General features: G+C 64.5%; 15 protein-coding genes. 10 read left to right on the forward strand and 5 right to left on the reverse strand.

Annotated elements, in window-relative coordinates:
• Nucleotides 1-575, reverse strand: a 575-nt coding sequence (locus GIB19_RS27695; RefSeq protein WP_274888793.1) for a LysE/ArgO family amino acid transporter, incomplete at its 3' end; no start/stop codon positions are given.
• A 97-nt stretch (nucleotides 576-672) separates the two neighbouring features.
• On the opposite strand from GIB19_RS27695, the gene GIB19_RS27700 reads away from it, so the two are divergent.
• The 3 genes from GIB19_RS27700 to GIB19_RS27710 all read left to right on the forward strand — a co-directional run bounded on the left by GIB19_RS27700 (nucleotide 673) and on the right by GIB19_RS27710 (nucleotide 3,568).
• On the forward strand, nucleotides 673-1,569 hold the full coding sequence (locus tag GIB19_RS27700) for a LysR family transcriptional regulator ArgP (RefSeq protein ID WP_172960427.1): 897 nt from the start codon (nucleotides 673-675) through the stop codon (nucleotides 1,567-1,569).
• A 49-nt stretch (nucleotides 1,570-1,618) separates the two neighbouring features.
• Nucleotides 1,619-2,623 carry an NAD-dependent epimerase/dehydratase family protein gene (locus tag GIB19_RS27705; protein WP_238209484.1) on the forward strand — a complete coding sequence of 335 codons (1,005 nt, stop codon included), beginning with the start codon at nucleotides 1,619-1,621 and terminating at the stop codon, nucleotides 2,621-2,623.
• Between the two features lie 78 nt (nucleotides 2,624-2,701).
• Nucleotides 2,702-3,568 carry an ATPase gene (locus GIB19_RS27710; RefSeq protein WP_274888795.1) on the forward strand — a complete coding sequence of 289 codons (867 nt, stop codon included), beginning with the start codon at nucleotides 2,702-2,704 and terminating at the stop codon, nucleotides 3,566-3,568.
• A 47-nt stretch (nucleotides 3,569-3,615) separates the two neighbouring features.
• Here the strand turns inward: GIB19_RS27710 and GIB19_RS27715 are convergent, their stop codons facing one another.
• Nucleotides 3,616-4,665 carry an alkene reductase gene (locus tag GIB19_RS27715; protein ID WP_099455216.1) on the reverse strand — a complete coding sequence of 350 codons (1,050 nt, stop codon included), beginning with the start codon at nucleotides 4,663-4,665 and terminating at the stop codon, nucleotides 3,616-3,618.
• 12 nt (nucleotides 4,666-4,677) lie between these two features.
• Nucleotides 4,678-4,980 (reverse strand): ArsR/SmtB family transcription factor, encoded by a 303-nt coding sequence (locus GIB19_RS27720; protein ID WP_099430348.1) that lies wholly within the window; start codon nucleotides 4,978-4,980, stop codon nucleotides 4,678-4,680.
• A gap of 151 nt (nucleotides 4,981-5,131) precedes the next feature.
• Between GIB19_RS27720 and GIB19_RS27725 the strand changes: the two genes are divergently transcribed.
• Entirely contained in the window at nucleotides 5,132-5,713 is a 582-nt protein-coding gene (locus GIB19_RS27725) for an acyl carrier protein phosphodiesterase (protein ID WP_186677676.1), read from the forward strand.
• A gap of 74 nt (nucleotides 5,714-5,787) precedes the next feature.
• Here the strand turns inward: GIB19_RS27725 and GIB19_RS27730 are convergent, their stop codons facing one another.
• Nucleotides 5,788-6,576: a lysophospholipid acyltransferase family protein gene (locus GIB19_RS27730; RefSeq protein ID WP_274888800.1), complete on the reverse strand. Its 789-nt coding sequence runs from the start codon at nucleotides 6,574-6,576 to the stop codon at nucleotides 5,788-5,790.
• Entirely contained in the window at nucleotides 6,576-7,331 is a 756-nt protein-coding gene (olsB, locus tag GIB19_RS27735) for an L-ornithine N(alpha)-acyltransferase (protein WP_027594060.1), read from the reverse strand. Before olsB ends, GIB19_RS27730 begins: the two co-directional genes overlap by 1 nt.
• Nucleotides 7,332-7,480: 149 nt before the next feature.
• Here olsB and GIB19_RS27740 point away from each other — a divergent pair, with 149 nt between their 5' ends.
• The 6 genes from GIB19_RS27740 to GIB19_RS27765 all read left to right on the forward strand — a co-directional run bounded on the left by GIB19_RS27740 (nucleotide 7,481) and on the right by GIB19_RS27765 (nucleotide 12,211).
• Entirely contained in the window at nucleotides 7,481-8,368 is an 888-nt protein-coding gene (locus GIB19_RS27740; protein WP_274888802.1) for an acyl-CoA dehydrogenase, read from the forward strand.
• Between the two features lie 71 nt (nucleotides 8,369-8,439).
• Entirely contained in the window at nucleotides 8,440-9,492 is a 1,053-nt protein-coding gene (locus GIB19_RS27745; RefSeq protein WP_274888803.1) for a serine hydrolase domain-containing protein, read from the forward strand.
• Nucleotides 9,489-9,797 carry an amidase gene (locus GIB19_RS27750; protein ID WP_099430343.1) on the forward strand — a complete coding sequence of 103 codons (309 nt, stop codon included), beginning with the start codon at nucleotides 9,489-9,491 and terminating at the stop codon, nucleotides 9,795-9,797. Before GIB19_RS27745 ends, GIB19_RS27750 begins: the two co-directional genes overlap by 4 nt.
• A gap of 43 nt (nucleotides 9,798-9,840) precedes the next feature.
• On the forward strand, nucleotides 9,841-10,422 hold the full coding sequence (locus tag GIB19_RS27755; RefSeq protein ID WP_274888806.1) for a YceI family protein: 582 nt from the start codon (nucleotides 9,841-9,843) through the stop codon (nucleotides 10,420-10,422).
• A 1-nt stretch (nucleotide 10,423) separates the two neighbouring features.
• On the forward strand, nucleotides 10,424-11,581 hold the full coding sequence (locus GIB19_RS27760; RefSeq protein ID WP_027594065.1) for a phospholipase D-like domain-containing protein: 1,158 nt from the start codon (nucleotides 10,424-10,426) through the stop codon (nucleotides 11,579-11,581).
• A gap of 48 nt (nucleotides 11,582-11,629) precedes the next feature.
• Entirely contained in the window at nucleotides 11,630-12,211 is a 582-nt protein-coding gene (locus tag GIB19_RS27765) for a DJ-1/PfpI family protein (protein WP_274888808.1), read from the forward strand.
• Nucleotides 12,212-12,278: the final 67 nt, after the last annotated feature.

The following is a 12,278-nucleotide window of genomic DNA, read 5'->3' on the forward strand; positions in this document are numbered from 1 at the left end:
ACCGCGAACATCATCACCGCCACCATCAGGTCGAGCATCCGCCAGGTCGCTGGCCGCGCCAGCCACGGTGCCAGCCAGGCCGCACCGATCGCCAAGGTCGAGAACCACAGCAGCGAAGCACTGGCCGCCCCCGCCACATAGGCCCCGGGCACTGTCTGCTGGGCACCGAGCGAGCCGATCAGCAGCACGGTGTCGAGGTACACATGGGGGTTGAGCAGGGTCACCGCCAGCGCACTGAGCAACACCGCGCGGCGCGAGCGCATGCCCTGGCCTTGCTGGTGCTGCAGGCTCTGCTTGGAGCAAGCGCTGCGCAGCGCCTTGGCGCCGTACCAGAGCAGGAACACCGCGCCGCCCCAACGGGCGATGGCCAGCAGCGTCGGGTTGTGCGCCAGTACCGTGGCCAGGCCGAACACCCCGGCAGCGACCAGCAGGGCGTCGCAGACGATGCACAGGGCCGCCACCGGCAGGTGGTGCTCGCGGCGCAGGCTTTGCGCGAGGACGAAGGCGTTCTGCGCGCCGATGGCCATGATCAGGCCGAAGGCCACCAGCATGCCGTTCAGATAGCTTTGCCACATGGCGGTGTACTCCAGAAAATGAGCCATAAACGATGCTGGCTATTGTGGTGATTGGCGCTGTATAAGAAAAACAAATAAAGCTGATCAGGCATTAGGAATATCGATGTTCGACTACAAGCTGCTGGCCGCCCTTGCGGCGGTGATCGAGCAAGGCGGCTTCGAGCGTGCGGCGCAGGTGCTGGGGCTGTCGCAATCGGCCATTTCCCAGCGCATCAAGCTGCTCGAAGCACGGGTTGGCCAGCCGGTGCTGGTGCGGGCCACGCCACCGAGCCCGACCGAGGTCGGGCGCCAGTTGCTCAACCATGTGCAGCAGGTGCGTCTGCTAGAGCGCGACCTGCAACGCCAGGTGCCTGCGCTGGACGAGGAGGGCATGCCGGAGCGTTTGCGGATTGCCCTTAACGCCGACAGCCTGGCCACTTGGTGGGCGGGCGCGGTCGGCCGGTTCTGTGCCGAACAGAACGTGCTCACCGACCTGGTGGTGGAGGACCAGGAAGTTGGCCTTAAACGCATGCGTGCCGGTGAAGTGGCGGCCTGCCTGTGTGGCAGCGAGCGGCCAGTGGCTGGCGCGCGCAGCCTGCCGCTGGGCGCGATGCGCTACCGTGCACTGGCCAGCCCGGTGTTCATGGCGCGGCATTTCCCCCGTGGGTTCGAGGTCAAGCGCTTGGCTCGCACGCCCGCGATCGTGTACGGCCCGGACGACTTCCTGCAACACCGCTACCTGGCATCGCTGGGCATCGAGGACGGCTTCCTGCACCACTTGTGCCCCTCGTCCGAAGGGTTCCTGCGCATGACCGAGGCGGGGTTGGGCTGGGGGCTGGTGCCTGAATTGCAGGCGCGCGAACAACTGTCCAGCGGGCAATTGGTGGAAATATGCGCCGATACTCCCATCGATGTGCCGCTGTACTGGCATCATTGGCGCAATGGCGGGCAACTGCTCGCGCAACTGACCGATCACCTGCGGCACACGGCACGGCAATGGCTGGTGCCCTTGTAGCCACGGCCGGCGTCAGTTGCATCTGAAATCTGGCAAGGCGGAGTCTTACATGCGAATTCTGGTCACCGGCGCGAGCGGCTTCATCGGCGGGCGCTTTGCGCGCGTTGCCCTGGAGCAGGGCCTGGACGTGCGGGTCAGCGGCCGACGTGCCGAAGGTGTCGAGCACCTGGTCAAGCGCGGCGCGCAGTTCATCCCCGGCGACCTGGGCGATGCCGAGCTGGCCCGGCGCCTGTGCCAGGGCGTCGAAGCGGTGGTGCACTGCGCAGGCGCGGTGGGCAACTGGGGGCGCTACCAGGATTTTCACCAGGGCAACGTGGTGGTCACCGAAAACGTGGTCGAGGGTTGCCTGAAGGAGCATGTGCGACGCCTGGTGCATTTGTCGTCGCCGTCGATCTACTTCAATGGTCGTTCGCGCCTGGACATCCGTGAGGACCAGGTGCCGCGCCGCTTCCACGATCACTATGCGCTGACCAAGCACCTGGCCGAGCAGAAGGTGTTCGGTGCCCAGGAGTTCGGCCTGGAAGTGCTGGCGCTGCGCCCGCGCTTCGTCACTGGGGCTGGGGATGCCAGTATTTTCCCGCGGCTGATGCAGATGCAACGCAAGGGCCGCGTGGCGATCATCGGCAACGGCCTGAACAAGGTCGACTTCACCAGCGTGCACAACCTCAACGAGGCGTTGCTCAGTGCCCTGTTCGCCGACGACCGCGCCCTGGGCCAAGCCTACAACATCAGCAATGGCCACCCGTTGCCACTGTGGGATGTGGTCAACTACGTGATGCGCCAGATGCAATTGCCGCAAGTGACCCGGTACCGCACCTACGGCCTGGCCTACAGCCTGGCGGCGCTCAACGAAGCGGCGTGCATGCTCTGGCCGGGGCGGCCGCAGCCCACCTTGTCGCGCATGGGCATGCAGGTGATGAGCCGCGATTTCACCCTGGACATCAGCCGCGCGCGGCAGTACCTGGACTACCAGCCCAAGGTCAGCCTGTGGACGGCCCTCGACGAATTCTGCGCCTGGTGGAAGCACCAGCCTGAAGGCCTGAAAGTCGGCTGATGCAACGATGGTCATCAACACGCCGCGCGAGCGGTTTATACTCGTGCCTCTTTGCGACTACTGCGGTTGAATGTACTCATGCGTAAGCCTGCTCACGACGATTACGATGATGTGCCTACCCTGAGGGCCGGCACGCCCGACGATGATGAACTGATACCCGCGCACGTGATGCGCAGCCGGCAGAAAGCCGAACGGGGGGCCAGTACGGCACCTTTGTGGGCGCTGTTGGTGGCGTCACTGATTGCCTTGGCGGGGTTGGGCTGGTGGAGCTTTCAGCAGATCTCGCTGATGGAGCAGCAACTGGTCGCGACCCAAGAAAGCTTCGCCCGTATCAGCGAAGAGGCGGCCGGGCGACTGCAGGCGATCAGCGGCAAGGTGGAGGCCAGTGAGTCTTCGGTCAATACCGGCAGCGAGGCCTTGAAGCTGCAGATTCGTCAGTTGCAGCAAGGCGTGGCCGGGCAGACCGGCGACCTGGGCAAGCGCCTGGAGCAGGTGCTGGCCGATACCCGTGAACAACAGAAGGCTGTGACCGAGCTGCAAACCCAGTTGCAGGCACAGTTGAAGCTGGTGAATGGCGAGCTGACGGCATTGAAGTCGGGCCAGGTCGATGGCGGCAAGCTGGATGCCCAGTTCAAGGCGTTGAGCAATGACGTGGCAGCGTTGAAGGCTGCGCAGGCGGACGGTGGCAAGCTGGATGACCAGCTCAAGAGCCTGAGCAACGAAGTGGCAGCGCTGAAAAAGCAGGGTAACCCGAGCGCGTCGATCCAGAGCCTGGAGCAGGACATGCTGGTGTTGAAGAGCCAGGTCGACAATCGCCCGGCGGCGGCGTCGGGCGGTGCCTCGGTGCAGGAGTTCGATGCGTTCCGCGGGCAGACCACCCGCAGCATCAACACGCTGCAGAGCCAGATCCAGAACCTGCAGCAGCAGATCAAAGCGCGCCCCTGAAGACCCCGCGTGCCCTGTAGGAGCAGCACAAGGCTGCTCCTACCCGATCACATCCGTGGGTAGTCGATATACCCAACCGGCCCCTTGCTATAGAAGGTTTCCGGGTGTGCCTGGTTCAAGGGCGCATCCGCTGCCAGGCGCGCTGGCAGGTCCGGGTTGGCAATGAACGGCACACCGAACGCCACGGCATCCGCCTTGCCAGTGGCCAGCGCGGCATTGGCAGTGGCCTTGGTGAAGCGCTCGTTGACGATGTACGGGCCACCAAAGGCCTCTTTGATCAGCGTGCCGATGCTGTCGTCGGCTTCCTTCTCCCGCGAGCAGATGAAGGCGATGCCGCGCTTGCCCAGTTCGCGTGCCACGTAGGTGAAGGTTTCGGCACGGTCGGCGTCGCCCATGTCGTGTGAATCGGCACGCGGCGCCAGGTGCACGCCTACGCGGTTGGCCCCCCACACTTCAATGGCGGCGTCAGTGACTTCCAGCAGCAAGCGTGCGCGGTTTTCCAGCGAGCCACCGTAGCGGTCGGTGCGCTGGTTGGTGCTGCTTTGCAGGAACTGATCGAGCAGGTAGCCATTGGCACCGTGGATTTCCACACCATCGAAACCTGCGGCCTTGGCGTTTTCGGCGCCGCTGCGGTAGGCCTCGACGATGTCCCCGATCTCTTCGGTTTCCAGCGCCCGCGGGGTCGGGTAGTCGCTGAGCGGGCGCACCAGGCTGACATGGCCCTTGGGCTGGATCGCGCTGGGGGCCACGGGCAGTTCGCCGTTCAGGTAGCTGGGGTGGGAAATGCGGCCCACATGCCACAGTTGCAGGAAAATGCGCCCGCCGGCGCCATGCACGGCCTTGGTGACATTGTTCCAGCCACGCACCTGTTCGTCGTTCCAGATGCCTGGGGTGTCTGGGTAGCCGACCCCCATCGCCGTGACCGACGTCGCCTCGCTGAGGATCAGCCCGGCGCTGGCGCGTTGCACGTAGTACTCGGCCATCAGTGCGTTGGGCACCCGGCCTTCATCGGCGCGGCAGCGGGTCAGCGGGGCCATGATGATGCGGTTGGGCAGTTGCAGGTCGCCCAGCGTGATCGGGTCGAAGAGCGTAGTCATGCGGTTTCCTTTTCAGAGCGCTTGGCTCAACTGTTCGAGGAAGGCCTGAATGGTCTCCTCATTGCGTTTGAAGAAGTGCCATTGGCCGATCTTCTGGCTGCTGATCAGGCCGGCGCGCTGCAAGATGGCCAGGTGAGCAGAAACGGTCGACTGCGACAGGCCGCAGCGTTGGTCGATCTGCCCGGCACAGACACCGTGTTCGGTGCTGTGGTGCTGGTCAGGAAACTGCGTTGCCGGGTCCTTCAGCCAGTCGAGGATTTCTCGCCGGACCGGGTGGGCCAGGGCTTTTATTATGTCGTCTAGATCGAGGGGCATGGGGTGTGGCTCATGGTGAAGCGGTCGATTGCGATAGGGGGAATGTAAATCGGTATTTCGCGATATACAAATATGAAGAGGTTCTGAGCTGAGCACCAATCGCTATATCGCGTTATGACGATATAGGCGTTGGCGGTGCTAGACTGACGCCATGAACTACCTCGCACACTTGCACCTCGGCGGCCCCGCGCCGCAGCAATTGCTCGGCAGCCTGTATGGCGATTTCGTCAAGGGCTCGCTGGAAGGGCGCTTTCCTCCGGCGCTGGAAGCCGCTATCCGGCTGCACCGGCATATCGACAGCTACACCGACCGTCACCCGCTGGTGCTGGCCGCGCTGGCGCGGTTCCCTGTGCAGCGGCGGCGGTTTGCCGGCATTGTCCTGGATGTGTTTTTCGATCATTGCCTGGCACGGCATTGGGCTGACTATGCCCAGCAGCCGTTGGCGCAGTTCACCGGTGATTTCTATCGGGTGCTGCTGGCGGAGCCTGAGTTGCCCGGGCGCCTGGCGCGCATTGCACCGTTCATGGCGGCCGATGACTGGCTGGGGGCGTATGGCGATTTTGCGACCCTGGAGCAGGTGTTCAACGGCATTGCGCGGCGGTTGTCGCGGCCGGAGGGGATGGCTGGCGTGATGCCTGAGTTGGAGCGGTTGTATGAGCCGCTGATGGCGGACTTTCGCGAGTTTTATCCGCAGTTGCAGGCGTTTGCGGCGGCGGGGCGGGTGTCTGGTTAATCTTCTGCTGCCTGCTCTGGCCTCTTCGCGGTCCGACTTGCCCGCGAAGAGGCCAGAGCAGGCAGAACCAAAGCTCAGGCAGCGCGAGCCTGCCGCCGTGGCACCACTGTTGCCTCTTCAACCCCAAACAGCGCCCCATGAATGGCCTGTTGCGCCTGCAATGCCAGCACCGCACGCTCCTTGCCAACACTGACAATCGGCTGCAGCAGATGAATGCACACCTCGCCACGCGGCTGGGCAAACAGCCGCATCAGGTGCGACACCAAATCATCATCGCCAATGAACGGCGCAATCGGGTCAGCCTCGCCATTGCGCAGATACTGGATGGCCACCGGCTGCACCGGCACCGCCTGGTCGATGGCACCTGCCAGTAAACGACCGTGGAACGTGCGCACGTGGCGCCCATCGGTGGTGGTGCCTTCGGGGAAGATCAACAGCGGCCGGGCGTCGCTCAGTTGCGCGCTGATCTGCTCCCGCAGCCGTTGGCTGTCGCCACCGCCGCGCCGGATGAACAGCGTGCCGGCCTTTTCTGCCAGCCACCCGGCCACAGGCCAGTGGCGCACCTCGGCTTTGGACAGGAACGACAGCGGAAGCAGCATGCCGAGCAGCGGGATGTCGGCCCAGGAGACGTGGTTGCTGACCCACAGCATCGGCTGTTTGGGCAGTTCGCCTAACACCCTGACCTCAAAGGGCAAGGCTGCGACCAGGCGTTTCATGAACCAGCAGCTCCAGCGTTGCCGGCGCTCGATCGAAGCCGTCAGGCCTACGCGTTCGCCAAGGGCGATCACGCTGGCCATCAGCAGGCCGAGCAGCAGCACCAGCATCAGCCGTGTGAGGCGGGCGAGTACCCGCAGCTTCAGCATCAGACCGCCGCCTTGAAGTGGCGGGCGTAGCGTGGGCAGAGGTCGTCGCGCTTGAGCAGGATGAACACGTCGGCGACCTGGAAGTCCTCATCCCAGCAGGGTTCGCCGCAAATCTTCGCACCCAGGCGCATGTAGGCCTTGAGCAGCGGTGGCATTTCGGCGATGACATTGTTTGGCAGGGCCAGCTTCGGCAGCGGGTTTTTAGGCTCGGCGCGCAGGTGCTCGTTGCACAGGTAGCGTTCGCGCAGGCGCTGCATGACCGCATGGGCCTGCACGCCACCGTCCTGCATGGGGATGCTGGCGCACCCCATCAGGTAGCTGTAGCGCCCTTCGTTGAGCACTTCGGCCAACTCGCCCCAGAGCACGGCGATGGTGCCGCCGTTGCGGTATTCGGCGGCCACGCAGGTGCGGCCCAGTTCAAGAATCGGCCCTTGCAACTGCAACAGGCCGTGCAGGCTGAACTCTTCTTCGCTGTAGAAACGGCCAAGGCTGCTGGCAGCCTGGTGGTCGAGCAGCCGGGTGGTGGCGACCAGTTCGCCGGTGCTCAGGTCGCGCACGCCGATGTGGCGGCAGTGCGGGTCATAGTCATCCATGTCCAGACCGTGTTCGGCACCCTTGAGCTTGGCCTTGAATTCTGCGCTGAACACTTTGTAGCGCAAGGCCTGGGCTTCCTGCAGGGCCGTGGCGCCGACCAGGCGTTCAGCTTGCAGACGGCGTTCAGTGCTGTTGTCGCCGGTGTGAGCGATCCGAGTCATTACGAGTCTCCATAAGCCAGCCATGAAGGGTTGCGGCCGGTCGGCTTTGTTGTGCAAAGTCAGCCTAGGTAGACGGGGTGTCACCCCTGTGAATCTTTGGTGATGCTTGCGTGACACCCGCCCTCAACCCCCGCAAGGAGCTGCGTCCGATGGCCTGGCTACAACGACTCAACGACCCGCTGCGCCAACCTGTGGCCGGCACCCTGGGCGAAACCTACGCCGCGCTGCTTGAGCGCCTTGGCCAGGTTGCCCCGTTCGAACTGGCGGTGCTCGGCGGGCGCGCGATGGCCACGCCTGGCCTGGCCTTTCTCGTCGGCTACCAGGCCGCCTTGCGCGTGCTCTGGCCCAGCGCGCCGGCCAGCCTCGGCGCGCTGTGCGCCACCGAGCGGCGCAGCGTGCGACCGGCGGACATGCGTACGCGTGTCGACGGGTTGCGCCTGACCGGCAGCAAGGATTTCGTCACCGCCGGGCTTGAGGCGGAATGGTTGCTGGTGGCGGCGCGCAGTGAAGCGGCAGGCGAGGCACCACGCTTGAACCTGGCGGTGGTGTACCCGGGCGAACCGGGGGTGACGTTGGAGGCGTTGCCGACCTTGCCGCTGATGCCCGAAGTCGGCCATGGCCGGTTGCACCTGGAGCAGGCGGCGTGCGAATTGCTGGCCGGAGATGGCTGGGACGCCTATGTCAAACCGTTCCGTTCGCTCGAAGACCTGTACGTACTTGCCGGTTTGACGGCTTGGCTATATGGCGTCGGCCAGGAGTGTGCGTGGCCACAGGCGTTGCGCTTGCGCCTGCTGAGTGTGTTGGCCGGGTGTGCAGAAGGCAGCCGTCAGTGTGCGGACAGTGTGGGTTGCCATTTGTTGCTGGCGGGGTTGTTTGCGCAGTTTCAGGCGCTGCGCGCTGATATTGATGAGGCGTTGCTGGCTGGGCCCAAGCAGTGGGCGCAATTGTGGCAGCGTGATCAAGGGGTGATGGCGCTGGCTGCAGCAGCGCGGGAGAAGCGCCTGGCCAAGGCCTGGGCGGCTGCAGGATTGTCATGAAAGGCCGGCAGACTTGGGTGAACATTTGAATGTTGGGGCTGCAATGCAGCCCCATATTATGTGAGCTCAAGATGGAAAAGGTTCTGCTGGCCCTGCTGTGGCTTGTCATGTCCTCGGCCCGCGCCGAACACTGGCCAGCCCCCGACTGGCAAACCGACACTGCCCCACTCGACTGGCAAGCCGTCGACGCCTACGCCTTCCCTGCTGACCGCAGCATCCACACCAACGCCCTGCTGATCATCCGCGACGGCCGCATTCTCTATGAACGCTACACCCACCCCACAACCGCCCATACCGCGCACCTCACCTGGTCAGTGAGCAAGAGCGTGCTGGCCACGGTGCTGGGTGTTGCCCAAGGCGAAGGCCGCTTCCAACTGCAGGACCCGGTCGCCCGCTTCTATCCACCCATGCAAACCCACCCGGACGTGCGCCTGGCCGACCTGCTGCACTGGGCCAGCGGCCTGGGCTGGCAGGAAGACTACGAGTACGCCCCGTTAAACTCCTCCGTGGTGGCCATGCTCTACACCCGCGGCCGTGGGGACATGGCGGCCTACACAGCGGCGCGGCCAGCGGCCCGCACACCAGGGCAGCATTTTCTGTATTCCAGCGGTGACAGCAACCTGCTGGCTGCAGCCTTACGCGGCATGCTGGATGCCGGGCAGTACCCCGATTACCCCTGGCAGGCGCTGTTCACGCCGCTGGGCATCCACAGCGCAGTGTGGGAGCGCGATGCTGCCGGTACCTATGTCGGCTCTTCGTACCTCTACCTCACTGCCCGGGACCTGGCGCGCATTGGCCTGCTGATGCAGCGCGAGGGGCGCTGGGGTGATCGGCAGCTGCTGCCTGCAACCTGGGTAGCCTTCAATCGCACACCCTTTGCACAGGCCGAGCCAGTGCCGGGCGAAGCCAACCCGGGTGGGCACTGGTGGCTCAACGATGCGCAGGCCTGGCCGGATGCCCCCGCGGACACCTACGCCGCGCTGGGCCATTGGGGCCAGGCGCTGTACGTGTTGCCTAGGCAAAAACTGGTGATTGTCCGCTATGCCGATGACCGCGACGGCACGTACCAGCATGACCAACTGCTCAAGCGTGTGTTGGCGGCGCTGGCCGGGGAGGGCGCATGAGGCGGGCGCTGCGGGTGCTTGTGGCGCTGCTTGCCGTGTCGCTGGGCTGGAGCGCGTGGCAGGCGCGCCAGGCGCTGGCGGATTTCCCGGGCATTCTCTCGGCTTATTCGGCCAAGGAGTATTGCTCGTGCCGCTTCGTCATGGGGTTCGACCCGGCCTACTGCCGCGCCTACGTGAAACAGTGGCTGCCACTGAGCCTGCTTGAAGAAAGCAGCGAGCAACGGCGCGTTACCGCCGAAGGCCTGGGCCGGCGTAACCAGGCCGTATGGCAGGGCGCGCGCGAGGGCTGCCGCTTGCTGCCATGATGGCGGGCGGGTAAGGTTGCGGTCTTGTTTCACGAGATCTGTCATGTTCAAGTTGCCCCGTCTCCTGCCCGCATTATTGCTGGCCCTATGCCTTCCTGCCCACGCCAACTGGCACCTCGATGGCGAGTCATCACGCCTGTCGTTCATTACCGGCAAAAACGGTAATACGGCCGAAGTTCATCGCTTTCTGGTGCTGCATGGCACGGTAGACCGCAAGGGTGCGGCTGGCCTGCGTATCGAAATGGATTCGGTCAGCAGTGGTATCCCGCTGCGCGACGAGCGCATGCGTGACGGCCTGTTCGAGGTCGAGCAGTTCGCCGAGGCCACGGTGAAGGCACAGCTGGACCTGCGGCCGATCAACGACCTGGCCAACGGTGCGCAGATCGAGCTGCGCCTGCCACTGACGGTGACGCTGCATGGCCAGTCCCACAGCTACAATGCCTTGCTGCTGGCCACACGGCTGGACGAGCGGCGCTTTCAGGTGGTGACCCTGGAGCCCTTGGTACTGCGCGCCGAGGATTTTGGCCTGGTGCCGGGGCTGGAGAGCTTGCGCAAGTTCGCTGGGCTCAAGTCCATCAACCCATCGGTACCGGTTAATGCGGTGCTGATCTTTACCGCCCGCTGACATGCCGGGGCCGGTCTTCCCCTGGCGGGATGGCAACCAGTTCGAACTGCTGATCGACGGCCCCGAGTTCTTTCCACGCATGCTCCAGGCGATCACGCGTGCCGAGTTCCAGGTCGACCTCGAACTGTATCTGGTCGAAGCGGGCGCGTGCGCCGATGCGGTGGTCGACGCGCTGGCACACGCTGCCCGGCGCGGTGTGCGGGTGCGCTGCCTGTTCGATGACTATGGTTCGCTGGCCTTCAACAGCGCCTTGCGCCAGCGGCTGCTTGAGGCCGGCGTGTACCTGCGCTGGTACAACCGCCTGCGCTGGAAGCGTGGCCTGCGTAACCTCTACCGCGATCACCGCAAGCTGCTGCTGGTGGACGAGCGCTGGGCGGCGGTGGGCGGCACGGGTGTCACCGATGAATTCTGGACGCCGGGCACCGCTACCAGCGAATGGCATGAGGTGATGGTGCAAATAGAAGGCCCTGTGGTCACCGACTGGCAACTGCTGTTCGACCGCCAATGGCACGCCAACAACCGCCGCACCGCCTGGCGGCCGGCTGAAGGCTTTGGCCTGCCACGCCTGCCCAAGGTGCCGGCACAAGGGCAGGGCATGGGCCGGGTAGCCTATGCCGACGCCCGTCAGCATCAGGACATCCTGCATGCGCTGGTGCGTGCGCTGAACAGCGGCAAGCAGCGGGTATGGCTGGCCACGCCGTATTTTCTGCCGACCTGGAGCGTGCGCCGCTCGTTGCGCCGTGCAGCCAGCAAGGGCCTTGACGTGCGCTTGTTGCTGACCGGGCCGCGTACCGACCACCCGTCGGTGCGCTATGCCGGGCATCGCTATTACCCACGTCTGTTGCGCGCCGGGGTGAAGATATTCGAGTACCAGCCGTGTTTCCTGCACCTGAAAATGGCCGTGGTGGACGACTGGGTCAGCGTCGGCTCGTGCAACTTTGACCACTGGAATCTGCGCTTCAACCTTGAGGCCAACATCGAGGCCCTTGACCCGCCGCTGACCGCTGCCGTGGTGGCCAGTTTCGAGCGTGATTTCGCCTTGAGCGAAGAAGTCGACCTCGCTCACTGGCATGCCCGGCCACTGTGGCGACGGGTGAAACAGCGGGTGTGGGGGTGGCTCGACCGGCTGGTGGTCAACGTACTCGACCGCCGTGACTAAGAGCGACTATCGTGCAGTGACTGTTCACAGGCAATGGAAGGAGTGGATGTGATGACGGCGAAGAAGATTCTCATGCTGGTGGGTGATTACGTCGAAGACTACGAGGCGATGGTGCCGTTCCAGGCCCTGAGCATGGTGGGCCATACGGTGCATGCCGTGTGCCCCGAAAAGCTCGCGGGCCAGACCGTGCGCACTGCCATCCATGACTTCGAGGGTGAACAGACTTACAGCGAGAAACCGGGGCATAATTTTGCCCTGAACTACGACTTTGTGCGCGTGCGTGCCGAGAGCTATGACGCCCTGCTGATCCCCGGTGGCCGTGCCCCCGAATACCTGCGCCTGGATGACAAAGTGCTGGACCTGGTCAGGGCGTTCAACGGGGCGGGCAAGCCGATCGCCGCAGTGTGCCATGGGGCTCAGTTGTTGGCAGCGGCTGGCGTGTTGGAAGGGCGCGAGTGCAGTGCCTACCCGGCGTGTGCACCGGAGGTACGCTTGGCGGGCGGTACGTTCATCGATATCGCGGTGGACCAGGCGCACGTAGATGGCAACCTCGTGACTGCGCCGGCATGGCCTGCGCACCCGGCCTGGCTGGCGGCATTTTTGAAGGTGCTGGGGACTCGCATTTCCTGAACCGACCCATTCGCGGGCAAGCCCGCTCCCACAGGGTAGCTGCTGCCCTTCAGTTCAGTAGAGCACC

Origin of the sequence: Pseudomonas sp. ITEM 17296, assembly GCF_028895205.1 — a bacterium.
GTDB lineage: Bacteria > Pseudomonadota > Gammaproteobacteria > Pseudomonadales > Pseudomonadaceae > Aquipseudomonas > Aquipseudomonas kermanshahensis.

What these genes read in the sequence shown, in the direction of transcription:
- GIB19_RS27725 (WP_186677676.1), top strand. Translation starts at nt 5,132, where the DNA reads ATGAACTACCTCGCACACTTGCACCTCGGCGGCCCCGCGCCGCAGCAA.
- GIB19_RS27755 (WP_274888806.1), top strand. Translation starts at nt 9,841, where the DNA reads ATGTTCAAGTTGCCCCGTCTCCTGCCCGCATTATTGCTGGCCCTATGC.
- GIB19_RS27760 (WP_027594065.1), top strand. Translation starts at nt 10,424, where the DNA reads ATGCCGGGGCCGGTCTTCCCCTGGCGGGATGGCAACCAGTTCGAACTG.
- GIB19_RS27710 (WP_274888795.1), top strand. Translation starts at nt 2,702, where the DNA reads ATGCGTAAGCCTGCTCACGACGATTACGATGATGTGCCTACCCTGAGG.
- GIB19_RS27705 (WP_238209484.1), top strand. Translation starts at nt 1,619, where the DNA reads ATGCGAATTCTGGTCACCGGCGCGAGCGGCTTCATCGGCGGGCGCTTT.
- GIB19_RS27740 (WP_274888802.1), top strand. Translation starts at nt 7,481, where the DNA reads ATGGCCTGGCTACAACGACTCAACGACCCGCTGCGCCAACCTGTGGCC.
- GIB19_RS27720 (WP_099430348.1), bottom strand. Translation starts at nt 4,980, where the DNA reads ATGCCCCTCGATCTAGACGACATAATAAAAGCCCTGGCCCACCCGGTC.
- GIB19_RS27715 (WP_099455216.1), bottom strand. Translation starts at nt 4,665, where the DNA reads ATGACTACGCTCTTCGACCCGATCACGCTGGGCGACCTGCAACTGCCC.
- GIB19_RS27745 (WP_274888803.1), top strand. Translation starts at nt 8,440, where the DNA reads ATGGAAAAGGTTCTGCTGGCCCTGCTGTGGCTTGTCATGTCCTCGGCC.
- GIB19_RS27730 (WP_274888800.1), bottom strand. Translation starts at nt 6,576, where the DNA reads ATGCTGAAGCTGCGGGTACTCGCCCGCCTCACACGGCTGATGCTGGTG.
- GIB19_RS27750 (WP_099430343.1), top strand. Translation starts at nt 9,489, where the DNA reads ATGAGGCGGGCGCTGCGGGTGCTTGTGGCGCTGCTTGCCGTGTCGCTG.
- olsB (WP_027594060.1), bottom strand. Translation starts at nt 7,331, where the DNA reads ATGACTCGGATCGCTCACACCGGCGACAACAGCACTGAACGCCGTCTG.